The 17,274-nt window shown below is 74.3% G+C and carries 15 protein-coding genes; 7 read left to right on the forward strand and 8 right to left on the reverse strand.

Features of this window, described 5'->3' with window-relative positions:
* Positions 1-156: 156 nt before the first annotated feature.
* The 3 genes from ACN20G_RS32905 (at position 157) to ACN20G_RS32915 (ending at position 2,704) form a co-directional block, all read left to right on the forward strand.
* Positions 157-408: a hypothetical protein gene (locus tag ACN20G_RS32905; protein WP_424216900.1), complete on the forward strand. Its 252-nt coding sequence runs from the start codon at positions 157-159 to the stop codon at positions 406-408.
* Positions 409-590: 182 nt separating this feature from the next.
* Positions 591-1,973: an NAD(P)/FAD-dependent oxidoreductase gene (locus tag ACN20G_RS32910; protein WP_424216901.1), complete on the forward strand. Its 1,383-nt coding sequence runs from the start codon at positions 591-593 to the stop codon at positions 1,971-1,973.
* A 101-nt stretch (positions 1,974-2,074) separates the two neighbouring features.
* Positions 2,075-2,704: an AAA family ATPase gene (locus tag ACN20G_RS32915; RefSeq protein ID WP_424216902.1), complete on the forward strand. Its 630-nt coding sequence runs from the start codon at positions 2,075-2,077 to the stop codon at positions 2,702-2,704.
* On the opposite strand, the gene ACN20G_RS32920 is transcribed toward ACN20G_RS32915, so the two are convergent.
* Complete coding sequence (locus ACN20G_RS32920; protein ID WP_424216903.1) at positions 2,673-5,444, reverse strand: M4 family metallopeptidase; 2,772 nt, start codon at positions 5,442-5,444, stop codon at positions 2,673-2,675. The genes ACN20G_RS32915 and ACN20G_RS32920 overlap by 32 nt on opposite strands.
* Before the next feature lie 194 nt (positions 5,445-5,638).
* On the opposite strand from ACN20G_RS32920, the gene ACN20G_RS32925 reads away from it, so the two are divergent.
* Positions 5,639-6,691, forward strand: coding sequence for a hypothetical protein (locus ACN20G_RS32925; RefSeq protein WP_424216904.1), 1,053 nt, complete (start codon positions 5,639-5,641; stop codon positions 6,689-6,691).
* A 65-nt stretch (positions 6,692-6,756) separates the two neighbouring features.
* Here ACN20G_RS32925 and ACN20G_RS32930 read toward each other — a convergent pair whose 3' ends face one another.
* A complete protein-coding gene (locus tag ACN20G_RS32930; RefSeq protein ID WP_424216905.1) occupies positions 6,757-7,485 on the reverse strand; it encodes a YqjF family protein in 729 nt (242 codons plus the stop codon).
* Positions 7,486-7,553: 68 nt separating this feature from the next.
* A complete protein-coding gene (locus ACN20G_RS32935; RefSeq protein WP_424216906.1) occupies positions 7,554-8,099 on the reverse strand; it encodes a GNAT family N-acetyltransferase in 546 nt (181 codons plus the stop codon).
* Between the two features lie 82 nt (positions 8,100-8,181).
* Between ACN20G_RS32935 and ACN20G_RS32940 the strand changes: the two genes are divergently transcribed.
* The 3 genes from ACN20G_RS32940 (at position 8,182) to ACN20G_RS32950 (ending at position 10,406) form a co-directional block, all read left to right on the forward strand.
* Entirely contained in the window at positions 8,182-8,763 is a 582-nt protein-coding gene (locus tag ACN20G_RS32940; protein ID WP_424216907.1) for a helix-turn-helix domain-containing protein, read from the forward strand.
* Between the two features lie 112 nt (positions 8,764-8,875).
* Entirely contained in the window at positions 8,876-9,787 is a 912-nt protein-coding gene (locus ACN20G_RS32945) for a class I SAM-dependent methyltransferase (protein ID WP_424216908.1), read from the forward strand.
* A 268-nt stretch (positions 9,788-10,055) separates the two neighbouring features.
* Positions 10,056-10,406 carry a beta/gamma crystallin domain-containing protein gene (locus tag ACN20G_RS32950; protein WP_424216909.1) on the forward strand — a complete coding sequence of 117 codons (351 nt, stop codon included), beginning with the start codon at positions 10,056-10,058 and terminating at the stop codon, positions 10,404-10,406.
* A 131-nt stretch (positions 10,407-10,537) separates the two neighbouring features.
* On the opposite strand, the gene ACN20G_RS32955 is transcribed toward ACN20G_RS32950, so the two are convergent.
* The 5 genes from ACN20G_RS32955 to ACN20G_RS32975 form a co-directional block, all read right to left on the reverse strand.
* On the reverse strand, positions 10,538-10,792 hold the full coding sequence (locus tag ACN20G_RS32955) for a hypothetical protein (protein ID WP_424216910.1): 255 nt from the start codon (positions 10,790-10,792) through the stop codon (positions 10,538-10,540).
* A gap of 96 nt (positions 10,793-10,888) precedes the next feature.
* Complete coding sequence (katG, locus tag ACN20G_RS32960; protein ID WP_424217431.1) at positions 10,889-13,222, reverse strand: catalase/peroxidase HPI; 2,334 nt, start codon at positions 13,220-13,222, stop codon at positions 10,889-10,891.
* A gap of 108 nt (positions 13,223-13,330) precedes the next feature.
* Positions 13,331-14,788 carry an FGGY-family carbohydrate kinase gene (locus ACN20G_RS32965; protein ID WP_424216911.1) on the reverse strand — a complete coding sequence of 486 codons (1,458 nt, stop codon included), beginning with the start codon at positions 14,786-14,788 and terminating at the stop codon, positions 13,331-13,333.
* 152 nt (positions 14,789-14,940) lie between these two features.
* Positions 14,941-16,425, reverse strand: a complete 1,485-nt coding sequence (locus tag ACN20G_RS32970; protein ID WP_424216912.1) for an FAD-binding oxidoreductase — start codon at positions 16,423-16,425, stop codon at positions 14,941-14,943.
* Between the two features lie 71 nt (positions 16,426-16,496).
* A complete protein-coding gene (locus ACN20G_RS32975) occupies positions 16,497-17,273 on the reverse strand; it encodes an SDR family oxidoreductase (RefSeq protein WP_424216913.1) in 777 nt (258 codons plus the stop codon).
* Between the last annotated feature and the right edge of the window lies 1 nt (position 17,274).

Genomic DNA, 17,274 nt, shown 5'->3' on the forward strand with positions numbered 1-17,274 from the left:
AGACGCGGGAGGAACAGGACGACGCAGGACGGCGGGGAGGTGTCATGGACGTGCGGGTGACGGTCGAGAAGTCCCTCGGGCCGGTGCGGTTGATCCAGTGCGAGGGCGAAGTGGAGCGCGGCGCTCGGACCCTTGGGCGCGATCGGGGAGGAGACCGTGCTCGCGAAGGGCGTCGAACAGCTCGTGCTGGACCTGCGCGGGGTGACGTACGCCGATCCGGAGCTCGTGTCCTGGCTGGTCGAACTGCACCGGATGGTGCCGATCACCCTCGTCGGACCGCTGCCCGGCCATCTGGTGCGGATGCTGGAGGCGGACGGCCCGCAGGCGGGCCCGTTCACGCTGATCGAGGTGGAACCGGAGGACGTGGACGGCATCGGCCCGCCCGAGGCGGGCCCCGACGAGCACTGAGCCCGGCACCCGGGACAAGCCTCGGCGTCACCCGTTCGCGGGACCCGGGGTGCCGTCCCCGCGCCCCCGCACCAGGCTGGAGCCGGGCACGGCGGACGCACGAGCACGGCGGACAAGGCACGGAAACGAGGCAGGCGCGGAGCCCCCGGCCCCGCGCACACACCCGCGAAAGGGAACGAGTCGTGGCGCGAACGAGGATCCTGGTGGTGGGCGCGGGTTTCGCAGGCGTCGAGTGCGTGCGCACCCTGGAGCGCCGGCTGGCACCGGGGGAGGCCGAGATCTCCCTGGTCACGCCGTTCTCCTACCAGCTGTACCTGCCCCTGCTGCCGCAGGTGGCCTCCGGGGTGCTGACCCCGCAGTCGGTGGCCTGCTCGCTGCGCCGCAGCCGCCGACACCGCACCCGGATCGTGCCGGGCGGCGCGATCGGCGTGGACACGGCGGCCCGGGTGTGCGTCGTGCGCACGATCACCGACCAGGTCGTGGACCTGCCGTACGACGTGCTGGTCCTCGCCCCCGGCAGCATCACCCGCACCTTCGACATCCCCGGCCTCGTGGACCACGCGCGCGGCATGAAGACCCTCGCCGAGGCGGCCTACCTCCGGGACCACGTGATCGCCCAACTCGACCTCGCCGACGCCTCGCAGGACGAGGAGGAACGGGCCGCGCGGCTGCGGTTCGTGGTCGTCGGCGGCGGGTACGCGGGCACCGAGACCGCCGCGTGCCTGCAACGGCTCACCCTGAACGCGGTGTCCCGCTACCCCCGGCTGGACGCCCGCGAGATCCACTGGCACCTCGTCGACCTCGCGCCCCGGCTGATGCCCGAACTGGGCGAGAAACTCGGCGCGGTGGCCCTGGAGATCCTCCGCAAACGCGGCATCGAGGTCTCCCTCGGCGTGTCGGTGGCGAAGGTCGACGCCGAGACCGTCGCCCTCACCGACGGCCGGACGCTGCCCAGCCGCACCCTGATCTGGACGGCGGGCGTCGCCGCCAGCCCGCTCATGGCCACCGTGGGCACCGAGACCCTCAAGGGCCGGCTCGTGGTCCGCCCCGACCTGTCCGTGCCCGGCACCGACGGGGTGTTCGCCCTCGGCGACGCCGCCGCCGTCCCCGACCTCGCCGCCGGCGGGGACGCGATCTGCCCGCCCACCGCCCAACACGCCCAGCGCCAAGGCAAGGTGGTCGCCGAGAACGTCCTGGCCCACCTGCGCGGCCGGCCCACCCGGGGCTACGTGCACCGCGACCTCGGCCTGGTCGTCGACCTCGGGGGCCGCGACGCCGTCTCCAAGCCGCTCGGGGTGGAACTGCACGGCACGGCGGCCCAGGCGGTGGCCCGCGGCTACCACTGGGCCGCGCTGCGGACCCCCGTCGCCAAGACCCGGGTGATGACGAACTGGCTGCTCAACGCGGTGGCCGGCGACGACTTCGTGCGCACCGGCTTCCAGTCCCGCAAGGCCGGCACCCTCCGCGAGTTCGAGTACTCCGACGCCTACCTCACCCCGGAACAGATCCGCGAACACACCGCCCCGCTGCGCGCGGCGGCGCCCAAGGGAACCGGCGGGTCCTGACGGGCGCGCGGGCCGGTGCGCTTCCCGGCGGTGTGCTTCCCGCCGGTGTGCTTCCCTGGGAGGGCCCGGGCGCCCGGGCCCGGACCGCAGGAGGACGCGCCGTGACCGACCCCGACCGCCCCCGGCCGCTGCTGCTCGTGGTGTCGGGAGGGCCGGGGAGCGGGAAGACCACCCTGGCGCACGCCCTGGCCGGCGCGTTGGGCTGCCCGGCCGTGGTCCGGGACGAGATCAAACAGGGCCTGGTCGCGGACAGCGGGCCGGGCGCCGCGGGGGACCGGGAGAATCCGGACCTCGTCGCGCTGCGGGCCTTCTTCGACGTGCTGCGCACCCTGCTCGACGCGGGGGTCCGGGTGGTCGCCGAGGCCGCCTACCAGGACCGGCTGTGGCGCCCCGGGCTCGTCCCGCTCGCCGACCGGGCCCGGATCCGGGTGGTGCGCTGCGTCGTGCCCGCCGCCGTGGCGCGGGAGCGGATCGCGGCGCGCGCGGCCCGGGACCCGCACCGCGCGGCCCACGCCGACCGCGCGCTGCTCGCCGCCGTCGACTCCGGAGCCCACGACCTGGACGCCTTCGAGCCGATCTCCCTCGACGTGCCCACGTTCACCGTCGACACCTCCGCCGGGCCCGCCGACCTGGCCGCGCTGCTCGCCTTCGCGCGGGCCGGGGGCGGGCCCGGGGGTGGCCCCGGGGGACGGGCGGGGCTCAGCAGCGGCCTGCCGGACGGGCCCGGGTGACGAGGTCGGTGTGGCCCGTGGTGCCGTCCAGCCAGACGGCCCGGCGGCCGGTGTCGGCGGCCACGCCGAGCTGCTCGCCGCGATTGCACGACAGACGCACGAGGTTCTTGCCGTTCGCGTCCACCTGCACGATCTTCGGCAGCCGCTCGTTGGACCAACGGGGCCCGTCCTGCGGTCCCGTGGCCGGCTGCCACCGCACCAGGTTCACGGCCTCGTCGGTCGCGTCCAGGCTCCAGAAGTGGGCCGCGGGGTCCTGCTCGTCGATCAGGTCGACCAGCCCGGTGCCGTCGACGTTCGCGCGGCGCAGCGCCATCCGGTTGTCGTCCGGGATGTCGTCCACCAGCCAGTACACGTGCTTCTTCGTGACCACCGGGCTCGCGATGCCGTTGAAGCCGCCCTTGGCGGGGACGAGCCGGGCGCGGCCCGTGCGCACGTCGGTGACCTCGACGGAGACCTGCTGCCATCCGTCGGCGTCGGTGTACAGCTTCGCGTAGGCCAGGTTCACGCCGTTCAGCGTCGGCAGCGCCGTCACCACGTCGGCGCGGCCCGCGCCCACCCACCGGGGCGTCCTGTCGCCGGCGCGCAGGTATCCGACGCGGGTGAGCCCCTGCTCGGACACGTGCTGGAAGGCGATCACGTCGCCCGCGATCCGGACGTTGCCGATCCGGCCGTCACCGTTCCACACCGTGCGCACCGGCCCGCCGGTCAGCGACCGGGTCAGCACGGCGACGCCCCGCGGGCCGTACGCGGCCCACGCGGCGGCCTTGCCGTCGGTGTCCGGGGAGACGTGCGCGCGCCCGTCGTCGGGGCTCAGGAGCCTGCGACCGCCGGCGCCGTCGGTGCGGCCGGCGTACACCGAGTAGGTCTCCTCGCCCGATTCGTTCGAATACGAGCTCACCCACCGGCCGCCGCCCGCGCCGGGCTGCGTGCCGGTGGTGTTCACGTCGCCGAGCAGCCGGTCGGAGTCGACGCCGAGGGCCTTCTCCCAGCCGGGCACGATGCCGTGCGCGTCGAAGGCCCGCTGCACGGACCGCAGTCGGGCGCCGGTGACCCCCAGCTCCCTCGCTGCGGCGAGCACGGCGGCCCGGGCCTGCGTGAACCCGTCGAGGGGGGTGAGGTAGGAGGTCAGGGCGCGGTAGACGATCCTGTCGGCGAGGGGGCCGCCGAGGTCCTCGCGGATGTCCCACAGGGCGCCGGAGACGATGGTGGAGTTGAGGTGCACCCCGCCGTTGTCGGTGCCGTAGGAGGCGCCGAGGAAGTCCTTGGCGGTGGTGCGGCCGTCGCCGAGGTCGCGCAGCGCGCAGGCGCGGGGGGCGAGGGTGCGGCACAGGTTCTCGCCGAGCAGGCCGGCGTCCGGGTCGCTCATGGGGGTGCCGGAGGCGGTGACGTCGATGGCGTTGCCGAAGTAGTCGGCGACGGCCTCGTTGAGGGCGCCGGACTGGCCGACGTAGACGAGGCCGGCGGTGTGCTCGACGACGCCGTGGGTCATCTCGTGGCCGACCACGTCGAGGTCCGCCGACAGCGGCCGGTACTCCTCGTCGCCGGTGCCGTACACCATCTTGGTGCCGTCCCAGAAGGCGTTCACGTACGGCAGGCCGTACTCGTCGCTCACGCCGACGAGGGAGTCGATCGGGCCGCCGGCGCCGTCGAGGCTGTCGCGGCCGTGGTTCCTCTTGTAGTAGTCGTACACCTGGCCGGCGGCCCAGTGCGCGTCCACGGCGCCGGAGGCGGTGGCGGCGGGGCCGAGGCTCTTCGTGGCGGAGGAGACGGGGCGGATGCCCTCGGGCCACACGCCGCCCACCTCGTCGGCGCGCTTGCCGCTCGCGTCGTACGTGGTCAGGGGGGTGCGGCCGGGCGGGTTGGTGCGGGCGTGGTCGGCGAGGGTGAACCGGGCGCCGTCGCGCAGCAGGTTGAGGGGGACCTTCTTCCCGTCCAGCCGTGTGCCGTCGCCGACCACACCGGCGGCGGGGGCGGGGGCGGGCTTGGTGGTGGCGCGGTCGGCGGCCTCGGTGACGCTCTGGATGCCGGAGTACGAGAGCACGGGGTACCCGGAGCGGGCGTCCACGTACACCTCGCGTTTGACGGGGGCGCCGGAGGCGGGGCCGGCGCCGGGGCCGGCCTTGCGGGGCGCGGCGCTCGTGCCGGGGCGGCGCGGGCCGGTCGGGTCGGCGGCCGGGGCGAGTTTCCCGGCCGCGAGCTCCTCGCGCACGGCGGCCAGGGCGCGCCGGCCGGCGAGTTCGGGGCCCACGCTCGCCCGGGTGGCCACGTCGAGGCCGGTGAAGTAGCGGCCCGAGGTGCCGGTGACCACGCGTTCGGCGCCGCGTCGTTCCATCCGCACCAGGTACTGCCCGCCCAGCACCGGCACGCCGTGGTGCCGCTGCGCGAACCGGACCGTCTCGGTGTCGCCCTCGCGGACCGTCGCGGCGGCCGTCAGGTCGCGGCGCGGGTCGGCGATGGCGTAGCGGCCCTCGCGGGCGGCGAGGTGGTCGACGGCGGCGTCGGCGGGACTGCCGGCCGCCGGGGCCCGTTCCGCGATGCCCGCCACGAGGGCCGGGGTGGCCGTGTCCCGGCCGGGCACGACCTCGGCGGCGGGCGGGGTCGCGGGCGTGGGCGGCGCGGCCAGGGCGGAGCCCGGGAGGACGCCGGACAGGAGCGCCGCCGCGATCGAGAACGCGGCGGCGCCGCTTATGCGGCCGCCGGGTGTGCGGCCGGTGGGCCGGGGTGTGCTGGACCTGCTCAAGACTGGGGTTCCCCTCCGTGGCCGCGCCGGTCAGGGGGGCGCGGCGGCTGCGGTACGGGCGTGCGCGGGGGCGCACACCGGTGGTCGGTGCCCCATGGAATGTGTTGCGCCCGCGTGGATCAAGGAATAAGCCCTGTTCACAAGTGGGGACGCACACTTGTGGGCAGACCGTACGGACGCCGAGAATCCGGTACATGACCATGAACACGACACTGTGGGCATCGGGTCCGGGGGGAACGGGTCCGGGGGACGACGCGCCGGAGGAGGCGGTGCCGGGGGAGGCGGTGCTGGCGGAGGACGAGGAACGCGTGTACCGGGCGCTGGCCCGGGACCGGTCGGCGGGGGCCGACCGGCTGCGTGCCGAACTCGGCATGCGGCAGCCCGAGTTCACCCGTGCGCTGGAACGGCTGCGGGAGCTCGGGTTCGTGCGCGGCGCGCCGCCCGGCGAACTGCCCCACCCCGTGCCCGCCGACCGGGCGGTGCGCGCCCTCGTGCACCACCGCACCGCCGAACTGCACCGCCGGGCCGCCGAACTGGAGCGGCTGCGGCAGACCGCCGACGCCCTCACCGCGCGGCTCGTCCCGGACCGCACGGCGCTCGGCCCCGATCTGGAACTGTTCACGGGGCGCCCGCACGTGGTGCGGCGGATCGGCGAACTCCTCGCCGCCGCCCGGCACGAGGTCGCCATCCTCGACCGCCCGCCCTACGCCATGCCCACCCGCCCGGAGGAGTACCGCCCCGACGAGGGCATGGACGGGCTGCTCGCGCGCGGCGTCCGGGTTCGCGTGGTGGTCGGGACCGAGGCCCTGGACCGGCCCGGCCGGCTGCGGGAACTCGCCCCGATGATGGCCGCCGGACTGCGGGTGCGCGCCGCTCCCGCCGTCCCCACCAAACTGCTCCTGGTCGACGGCCGCACCGCCCTGCTGCCGCCCACCGGCGACGCCGACCCGGCCGACACCGCCCTCGTGGTCGGCGGCGGTCTCCTCGCCCCCGCCCTCGTGGGCCTCTTCGAGGCGGTCTGGCAGGGCGCGTTGCCCTTCGGCGGCCCGGACGAGGCCCCCGCCGGCGAACCCGGCCGCGAACTGCTCGGGCTGATGGCCGGCGGCCTCAAGGACGAGGCGATCGCCCGACAGCTCGGCGTCCACGTGCACACCGCCCGCCGGCGCATCACGGCGATGCTCGCGGAACTCGGCGCGGAGACCCGCTTCCAGGCCGGCGCCCGAGCGGCCCTCCGCGGCTGGCTCTGACCCCCACCGCCCGGGGCCGCGCGCCGCCCTCGGCCGCGCCGGCGCGGGCGGCTCGGCCCCCGACCCTACGCGCCCCCACCGGGTCCGCCCGGCACACCCGAGGAGTCCACCCGCCCCCCGAACCGCACCGGCACCCCAGGGGACCACAGCACGCTCACCGGCGGTCCCGCGGGCGCGGACAACCCCGCCGCCCGCACCAGGTCCTCCCGGCAGTACAGCAACTCGGCCCGTCGCAACGGCCACCGCGGATGCGTGTTGGGCAGGTACAGGGGTCGGCCGAGCACCGAGGTGTGCATGCCCCAGCGGGCCGTCAGGAAGTGCTCCAGCGGGCTCGGCTCGACCACCGCCTCCCCCGGCCGCACCGCGATCCGACACCGTGCCCCGCGCGGCCCCGGGATCCGTCGCCGGCCGTCGTAGACCACCACGTCCCCGGTCCGCTCCACCGACATCCGCGACCAGGTGTACGGCATCCGGAAGAGGGCCCGCCCGATGGTCGCCGGCAGCAGTCGCGAGGCGTCCAGGGAGCGGAACACCACCCCGCGCCGCCCGTGCTCGTCCACCGAGTACAGCCGCACGTTCGTCTCGGGGAAACTCCCCAGGTACGGCACGCCGGGCCCGCCGAACCACCCCACCCGGTGCATCCGGAACGCGATCAGCCCGACGTACGTCACCCCGTCGAAGGTGTCCGGCACCGTGCCGGCCGGCAGCAGCCGGGCCACCTCCACCGGGTCGGCGGGCCAGTGCAGGAAGGCCAGGTCCAGCCAGTCCTGTGTCAGGTACGCGCGCCGGGTCACCCCGGGCGGTTCCGCCGAAACCCCCTCGACCACGACTGTCGTCCCCGCTCCCTCCCGGCGCGCCCGTGTCACGGCCCGGGTGTCCGCCCGGGTCGGTCCTCCGCGAGGAGGCCGAGGATCACCTCGTCCAGGAACTCGCCCAGTACCCACGCCGCGGAGCGCAGCACGCCCTCGCGCACGAAGCCGTTGCGTTCGGCGGCCCGCAGCATGCCCGTGTTGTCCGCCAGGGTCTCGATCTGGATCCGGTGCAGGCCGCGCACCACGAACCCGTAGTGGCACAGCACGGCGACCACGTCGCTGCCGTAGCCCTTGCCGCGCGCCGCCGGGAAGAGGCCGAGGCCGATGTGCGCGGTCCGGTTGTGGTTGTCGATGCCCCACAAGGTCGCGCTTCCCACCAGGGCCCCGCCCTCCGCCTCCACCACGGAGAACGTCACGTGCGCCGGATCCCCCTCGCCCGGGTCGAGTCGGGAGTCCTTCACCCCGGGCGACACCGGCCGCCAGGGCCGCCCCTCGGCCCGGGACCCGTTGACCACGTCGTCGTACAACTCGGCCCGCAGCGCGGGGACGTCCTCCTCGTGCCGGGCCCGCAACACGACCTTCTCACCTTTCAACATCCGCCCTTCCTATCCACTGCCCCCGGCCCCGGCAACCCGTTTCCCGCGCGGGTCCGTGTCGTGGACGGCCTAGGGTGGGGCCATGACGTGGGACGATGCCGGTGGGGACGATCTCGATGTGCTCGTGCGGACGCGGGTGCGGGCTTTGCGGGTGGCGCAGGGGTGGTCGCTCGCCGAGCTCGCGGGGCGGGCCAGGATCAGCGCGTCCACGTTGAGCCGGATCGAGAACGGGCAGCGCCGGCTGGCCCTGGACCAGCTCGTGGACCTCGCCCGGGCCCTGGACACCTCCCTGGACCAGCTGGTCGAGCGCGCCGACGAGGACGTGATCTCCCATCCCGCGATCGACGCGGCGCACGGGCTGATGCGCTGGCCCGTCAAGGCCGATCCCGGGATGACGGTGGTGCGGCAGCGGATGACGGAGCCGCCGGAGGGGCCGGCCAAGCTGCGGGCGCATCCGGGACGGGAGTGGCTCGTGGTGCTGTCGGGCACCGCGATCCTGCTGCTCGGCAACCGCCGCTTTCGGATCGAGACCAATCAGGCCGCCGAGTTCCCCACCATGCTCCCGCACGCGATCGGCACGGCCGGCGGACCGTGCGAGATTTTGGGGATCTTCGACCGTGACGCGCGGCGCGGGCACCCCGAGGGGGTTTCGGAGCGCACCTGACCTCCCTGGCCCTGACCTCGGCTTTTGCGGATTCGGCAGGGTTCTCGGGCATCGGCTTGCGGATTCGGCAAGGGGTCGTGCCGAATCGGCATTCCGCTCGTACGGTGGCGCCATGACCCAGCACGCTCACGCCCAGCACGCCCACGGCTCGCACGCCTCTCACGCCTCGCACGCTCACCCCGGTCACTCCGGGCACGCGCACGTCGCCGCCGTCGACCACGCCGAGATCCTCGATCTCGACGCCGAGGTCTTCGCCGAGCACCTCGACGAGATCACCGCCGGCCTCCCCCTCGCCGCGCCCCCGCGCCGGATCCTCGATCTCGGCAGCGGCACGGGCGCCGGCACGCTCGCGCTGCTCGACCGCTTCCCCGACGTCCGCGTCACCGCCGTCGACGCCTCCTCCCCGCACCTGGGCCGCTTGCGGGTCAAGGCGCGGGCCGCCGGGGTCGACGACCGGGTGCACACCGTCGAGGCCGACCTGGACGCGCCGTGGCCCGAACTCGCCGTCGACGGCGGCGCCCCCGAACTGGTCTGGGCCTCCGCCTCCCTGCACCACCTCGCCGACCCGCGCGCCGCCCTGCGCCGCGTGCGCGAACTCCTCGCCCCCGGCGGCCTGTTCGTCGTCGTGGAGCTCGCCGGCTTCCCCCGTTTCCTGCCCCCGCACGCCCCCGCCGACCGTCCCGGCCTGGAGGACCGCGCCCACGCCGCGAGCGAGCGCGCCGCCGGCGGGCACCTGCCGCACCGGGGCGCCGACTGGGGGCCGTTGCTGGTCGAGGCCGGGTTCGCCGTCGAGGAGGAACGCGGCATCACGGTGCACGTGGACCCCGAGCGCTCGGCCGCCGTGCGCCCCTACGCCGTGAACAGCCTGACCCGGCTGCGGGCCTCCGCCGCCGAGGCCCTGGACCCCGCCGACCTGGCCGCCCTCGACCGCCTCCTGGACCCGAACTCCCCCGACTCCTTGGGCCTCCACCCCGAACTCGCCGTGCGCACCGAGCGCACGGTGTGGACCGCCCGCCGCCCCTGACGGGCGCCCGCGCGGCGATGGGGTCAAGAGCCGCGAATCGGCCAAGCGGTAGCGGAGGTTCCTATTCGGACATTCGGGGATGCGTTCCGGCCGCGAACAGCAAAGTCGATTGCACGCGGGTTCCGGGGCGCGGGATCGTCACAGGGCGAGCGGGGGACCGGTCGCGAACGGGCCGTCGGACCGACGGGGCCGTGCGTCGTCCCCCGCGCCGTGTCCGCGGCGCGCCCGCCGCGGCCTGCCCGTTCGACACCCGTGTGGAGGAGACCCCGTGATCTCGAAGACGAAGAGGGCCGTGCGTTCGGTGACGGTGGCGGTGGCCGCCGCGGCCGCCCTGACCATGACCGTGCCGGGCAACGCGTTCGCCATCGACCACATCGAATGCCGGGGCGGCGAGAACTACCTGAAGATCTGGTCCCACCTCGACGGCCGGACCAGCGTGGACTGTTACGCCAACAAGGGTCGCACCGACTTCGGCAACTGGTGGGTGGACCGCATCTCCACCGGCAACAACGACCTCATCTACTACGACGCCAACGGCGACTCGGTGCGCGTGAACCGGTGGACCGACATCAGCTTCCCGAACCGCCCGCCGAAGGTGAAGTCCATCGAGATCCTCTGACCCCCGCGGGCACCCCGCCCGTCCCACCGGTGCCGGTCACGCCCACGCGGGCGCGGCCGGCACCGGCCTTCGCGCTTTGCCTGCACCTGCCATCGGGAACGATCGCGGGGCCGATCAGGGGGTCGGGCCGGTCAGGGCAGGACGATCGCCCGCAGGCCGTAGTCCAGCTCCGCGCCGTCCACGAGCAGGGCCTCCACCGCCGGCACCCGCGCGTCGATCTCGGCGACCAGCCCCTCGCCCGCGTAACGCGGATAGCCCGACACCCCGAGCTCCCCCGTGGCCTCCACCACGGCCGTGCGGACCGCCGCGCTCGCCGGCGACGTGCCGCCGTCCGTCAGGTGCTCGGGAACCAGGTGCACGGTGTACCGCCGGGGAGTCGTCGTCATCCCCCCATTCAAGCCGCCCCCGCCCCCGAGACCCGGCAGGCGCCCCGGCGCCGGTCCCGGGACCGTGCCGGGGCGCCCGCCGCCGAGCCGGCCCGCTCAGCCCCTCGCGCGGGCCAGGTCGAAGCGGTCCAGGGTCATCACCTTGTCCCACGCGGCCACGAAGTCCCGCGCGAACTTCTCGCCCGCGTCGTCCGAGCCGTAGACCTCCGCCAGCGCCCGCAGCCGGGAGTGCGAACCGAAGACCAGGTCGACGGCCGTGGCCGTCCACCGCACCGCGCCCGTGGACCGCTCCCGGCCCTCGTACACGTTCTCCTCGGTCTCCGACGCCTTCCACTCCACGTCCGAGTCCAGCAGGTTGACGAAGAAGTCGTTCGTCAACCGGCCCGGGACCTCCGTGAACACCCCGTGCGAGGACTTCCCGAACCCGGTGTCCAGCACCCGCATCCCGCCGATCAGCACGGTCAGTTCGGGCGCCGTCAGCGTCAGCAGGTTCGCGCGCTCCAGCATCAGCGTCTCCGGCGACAGCTTCTCGCCCGCCCGCACCTGGTTGCGGAACGCGTCCGCGGCCGGCTCCAGCACCGCGAAGGACTCCACGTCCGTCAGCTCCTGCACGGCGTCCGTGCGACCCGGCGCGAACGGCACGGTCAGCTCGTGCCCGGCCTCCCGCGCGGCCCGTTCCACCGCCGCGCAGCCGCCCAGCACGATCAGGTCGGCCAGCGAGATCCGCGTGTCACCGGTCTGCTCCGCGTGGAACGCTTCCCGTACCGCCTCCAGCGCGCGCACCGTCCCCGCCACCTCGGGAACCGCGTTCAGCTCCCAGTCCTTCTGCGGCGCGAGCCGGATCCGCGCCCCGTTCGCCCCGCCCCGCTTGTCGGTGCCGCGGAACGAGGAGGCCGAGGCCCACGCCGTGGTCACCAGGTCGGAGACGGAGGGACCGGCGGCCAGCACCCGGGCCTTCAGCGCGGCCACGTCCGCGTCCGAGACCAGCGGGTGGTCCACCGCCGGCACCGGGTCCTGCCACAGCTGCGGCTGCGCCACCCACGGCCCGAGGTAGCGCGACAGCGGCCCCATGTCCCGGTGCAGCAGCTTGTACCAGGCCCTGGAGAACGCCGCCGCCAACTCCTCCGGGTGCTCGTGGAACCGACGCGCGATCGGCCCGTACACCGGGTCCAGCTTCATCGACAGGTCGGTGGTCAACATGATCGGCGCGTGCCGCACCGCCGGATCGTGCGCGTCGGGCACGGTGTCCCGGGCGGCCGGATCCGTCGGCGTCCACTGCCGCGCGCCCGCCGGGCTGGTCGTCAGCTCCCAGTCGTAGCGGAACAGGTTGTCCAGGAAGCCGTTGTCCCACTTCGTCGGCTGGGTGGTCCACGCCCCCTCCAGGCCGCTGGTCAGCGCGTGCGGGCCGACCCCCGAGCCGAAGGTGTTGTGCCAGCCCAACCCCTGCGACTCCACCGGGCAGCCCTCGGGCTCCGGCCCGATGTACTGCGGGTCCACGGCGCCGTGGCACTTGCCGAAGGTGTGCCCGCCGATGATCAGCGCGGCCGTCTCCTCGTCGTCCATCGCCATCCGCGCGAAGGTCTCGCGGATGTCGCGGGCGGCGGCGATCGGGTCCGGATTGCCGTTCGGACCCTCGGGGTTGACGTAGATCAGCCCCATCTGCACGGCGCCCAGCGGACCCGACAGCTCCCGGTCACCGCTGTAGCGGGCGTCCCCGAGCCAGGTGTCCTCCGGCCCCCAGAACACCTCCTCGGTCTCCCACACGTCGGGCCGGCCGAAGCCGAACCCGAAGGTCTTCAGGCCCATCGACTCGATGGCGCAGTCCCCCGCGAACACCAGCAGGTCCGCCCACGAGATCCGCCGGCCGTACTTCCGCTTGACCGGCCACAGCAGCCGCCGGGCCTTGTCCAGGCTCGCGTTGTCCGGCCAGCTGTTGAGCGGCGCGAACCGCTGCGCGCCCGCCCCGCCGCCACCGCGCCCGTCGGCGATCCGGTACGTGCCGGCCGAGTGCCAGCTCATCCGGATGAACAGCGGCCCGTAGTGCCCGTAGTCGGCGGGCCACCACTCCTGCGAGGCCGTCATCACGGCCATCACGTCGCGCTTGAGCGCGTTCACGTCCAGGCCCGCGAACTCCCGCGCGTAGTCGAAGTCCTCGCCCATCGGATCGGCCCGCGGATTGTGCCGGTCCAGGACCGTGAGGTCCAACTGCTCCGGCCACCAGTCCCGATTGGTCCTCGGGCGGCTCGGCGCGGGGGTCGGGGAGGGGATTGCCGGGTTCTCGCTCTCGCTGCCGGACACGTCCGCCCTTCCTGTCGGTGCTGGTGCTGCTCGTACGCGTCGCCGGTGCGCGCACCGGCCCCCGTATGGTCGCGCACCCGCCCGGCGAACGGCCGACGGAACACGCGGGCGGACGCGGCCCGTCCGCGCGATCGCGGCGCCGACCGGACCCGCGCGCCCCCTCGCACGCGGGCCCGCCCACCGGCGCACGCCGCCGGCCGGAGCCTCCCGGAGCCGCGCGGAGCCCGCCGACGCGGCCGCTCAGCCGAACAGTTCGTGCGTGCGGCGGTGCACCTCGTCGGTGTGCCGGCGCACGTCGCGGTGGATCGCCCCCAGCCGCCGGTAGGTCTCGTGCCGCCCCGGATCGGGCGCGAACCGCGCGCCCGTGCGCGTCATCCGCTCCACCGCCTCCTCGAAGGACCCGTGCACCCCCGTCCCCACGGCCGCGCAGATCGCGGCCCCCAGCCCGGCCGCGTCGGTCAGCTCCGGCCGGCGGGCCGGCAGCCCGAACACGTCGGCCAGGATCCCCATCAGCAGGTCCGAGCCGGCGCCGCCGCCCGAGACCACCACCTCCTCGAACCCCGTGCCCAGCTCCTCGCCCATCGCGACCCCCGCGTCCCGCACGGTCAGGGCCAGTGCCTCCAGGATCGAGCGGTACACGTGGAAGCGGCCCTGCCGGCCGTCGAACCCGAGCAGCGCGCCCTTGCGGAAGGGCTTGTCGGCGGGGGCCAGCCAGTCGAGGAGGGTGATCAGGCCCTCGCAGCCGGCCGGCACCTCGGCCGCGCCCCGGTTGAGGTACTCCTCCACCGACAGCCCGGCCGCGCCGGCCTCGCCCGCGACCCCGTCGCCGAGCAGGTCGCGGTACCAGCTGACCGTCCACATGCCGCGCCGCACGCCGTGGCTCTCGTACAGCCAGGCGCCGGGCACGGAGGCGTGGTTGGTCCAGAACGCCTTCGGGTCCGGCACGTCGCACGGGCCGACCGTCATGCCCGCCACGTACGTGCCCAGGGACACCAGCAGTTGGGACCCGGAGCGCAGCCCGCAGCCCAGGGCCTCGACGGCCTTGTCGTTGGCGGTGGCCACCACCGGCAGCCCGACCGGGATCCCGGTGTGGGCGGCGGCCTCGGGGGTGATCCGGCCCAGCACGTCCCCGGGGTCCACGAGCTCGAAGAGCATGTCACGGGGGACGCCGCAGGCCGCGAGGGCCTCCTCGTCCTTCGTCCAGCGCCGGGTGGCGGCGTCCAGGGGCCACATGCCGGCGTGGTTGGCGGAGGTGTCCGCGAACACGCCGGTCAGCCGGGCCCCCAGATACCCGGAGGAGGTGGTGACCCACGCGGCCTCCGGGTTCCCGGGCTCCCAGGGGCGCGAGACCCGCGCGTCCATCCAGCTCATCACCGGCTGCGCGAGGCTCCCGTCGGCCTTCAGCACGGCCCGGCAGAACCGGATCGTGCACAGGCCCACGCCCACGATGTGCGCCGGGTCGCCGCCCCGTGCGGCGAACGCGGCGAGCGCGGCCCGGCTCGCGGAGCCGATCGAGTCCCACAGGTCGTCGTCGGGGTGTTCCACGACGCCGGGGCGCGGGGTGTCGTACGGGCGCAGCGGGGTGCGGCCGGAGGCGAGGGGGCGGCCGTCCTCGTCGAACACGGTCACCTTGGTGCTCTGCGAGCCGTTGTCGATGCCGAGGAGGTAGCGGGGGCGGGCGGGGGTGCTGCCGGTCAAGGTCCACTCCGTTGTGGCGCGGTCCCCGGACGGGCCGGGGGTACGGGGGTCTGGTGGTGCGGGTGCGGGTGCGGGTGCGGGCGTACGGGTGTGTGCGGGCGTGGGGGCGGGCCCGGGGCGGCGGTGTCCCGGGCCCGCCCCCACGCCGCGGGTCAGGCGACGGTGGCCGCGGCGGGCTCGTCCATCGGGAAGATCGTGCCCTTGTTCATGATCCCGTTCGGGTCGAACGCGGCCTTGAGGGTGGTGAGCATCCGGTAGGCGCTGCCGTGCTCCTCGGTCACCCACGGGGTGCGGTACTTGCCGACGCCGTGGTGGTGGACCATCGATCCGCCGACCTTCAGCGCCTCCTCCACGATGATCGCGTTGAGCGGGATGTGGTAGGTGGTGATCTCCTCGCGGGGCTCGCAGGTGATCTTGTAGTCGTAGACGAAGTACAGGTTGGTGCCGGTCTGGTAGCTGTGCGAGGAGTGGGCGCCGAGCATGGTCAGGTCCTCGGCGGCCGGGAACTCGGCGCGGATGCGTCCCATGACGTTGTCGTAGAGCTCGGCGGTGCGCGACCAGTCGACGGAGACCTCGGTGGTGTAGCCGAGTTCGGCCTCCTTCAGCATGTACCGCTGCTCGGCCTCGATCTTGTCCAGGCCCCAGTTGAGGTTCGCGAACCAGTCCTCGATCAGCTTCGGCTCGACCACCTCGTGGGCGTGACCGGCCATGACGCGGCGGATCTCGGCGGAGGTGGCCTCGACCAGGCCCTTGGCGCCCTCGGCGACGAACACGACCACGCACTTGTCGCGGTGGAAGTGGGCGAAGTGCTGGTGGGCGTCCTCGGGGGAGTAGACGCGGACCACGGAGGGCCTGAAGCCGCCGACGACGACCTCGCGGATGGCCTTGATGCCGGTGGCCATGTCGTCGACGAGGAACCCGTGGTACTCGTTGTTGTCCGGCTGGAACGGGAACACCTTGACGGTGACCTCGGTGATGTAGCAGAGGGCGCCCTCGTTGCCGATCACCACGTGCCGGATGTCGGGTCCGGCGGCGCGGCGCGGCACGCTCTTGATCCGGGCCACGTGCCCGTCGGGGAAGACCGCCTCCAGGCCGACGACCATGTCCTCGATGGCCCCGTACAGGGTGGAGAGCTGGCCGATGGAGCGGGTGGAGACCAGGCCGCCCATCTGGGCCAGCGGCTTGGACTGGGGGGAGTGGCCGGTGGTCAGGCCGCGGGCGCGCAGCGCGTCCTCCAGGTCCTGGAGCTTGACGCCGCAGCCGGCCGTGGCCTGCATGTTCTCCTCGTCGATGGAGACGATCGTGTCGAGGCCGGAGCCGTCGAGCACGATGGTGTCCTCCACGGCGGTCTCCAGGCCGCCCTCGGTGCCGGTGCGGCCGGTGCGGGCGACGACGTTGATCCGGTGCTCGTTCGCGAAGGCGAGGACGGCGGCGATCTCCTCGGTGGAGCGGGCGTTGACGATGGCGCAGGGGAAGGGGCCGTCGAAGATGCCGTGCACGGAGGTGTACTTCTTGAACCGGTCGACACTGGCCCGGCGGAGCTTGCCCTCGTCGGTGACGACGCGCTCGGCGGGGACGAGGGCGCGCAGCCGCTCGACGATCTCGTCGCGGTGGAGGGAGGAGGCGGAGGGAGCCACGGTGGTGCCTTTCGGGAGGGGTGCGAAGCGGAGAGAAGGGGGGGAGGGGCGGGCGGTGGAGCGGGGCGGGGTCAGCGGACCAGGTAGCCGCCGTCCACGGGCAGCACGTGGCCGTTGACGTAGTCGGAGGCGCGGCTCGCGAGGAAGACGGTGGTGCCCATGAGGTCGGCGACCTCGCCCCAGCGGCCGGCCGGGACGTGGTCCATGACCCGCTGGTTCGTCGCGGGGTCGGAGCGGGTCTTCTCGGTGATCGCGGTGGCGTAGTAGCCGGGGGCGATGGCGTTGACCTGGATGTTGTACTGCCCGAGCTCGTCGGCGTATGCCTTGGTGAGGCCGGCGATGCCGTGCTTGGTGGCCGCGTAGGCCGGGGACCACTGGCCGCCGAGGAAGGAGAACATCGACGCGATGTTGATGATCTTGCCGGAGCGCCGGGGGATCATGTGCGTGATGGCCTCCTTGCTCAGCTCGAAGGCGGCCGTCAGGTTGAGGGCGACCATCGGGTCCCACTGCTCCCGGCCGAACTCGGTGACCTCGGCGATCGCGCAGATGCCGGCGGAGTTGACCACGATGTCCACCGAGCCGAAGGTCTCCACGCAGGCGTCGACGACCCGGCGCGGGGTGCCGGCGACGGTCAGGTCGCACTCCATGAAGGCGCTCTCGCGCCCGGTCTCGGCGATCAGGCGTTCGGTGGTGCCGTCGTCGGGGGCGACGGACGGGATGAACACGTTCGCGCCGGCCTTGGCCAGGGCCAGCGAGAACGCCCGGCCCAGGCCCGTGTTGCCGCCGGTGACGATGGCGTTCCTGCCGTCGAGGGAGAAGAGGTCGAGGGAGAACTCGGTGATGTCCACG

The organism is Streptomyces dryopteridis, assembly GCF_049606955.1.
In the GTDB taxonomy this organism is placed as follows: Bacteria; Actinomycetota; Actinomycetes; order Streptomycetales; family Streptomycetaceae; genus Streptomyces.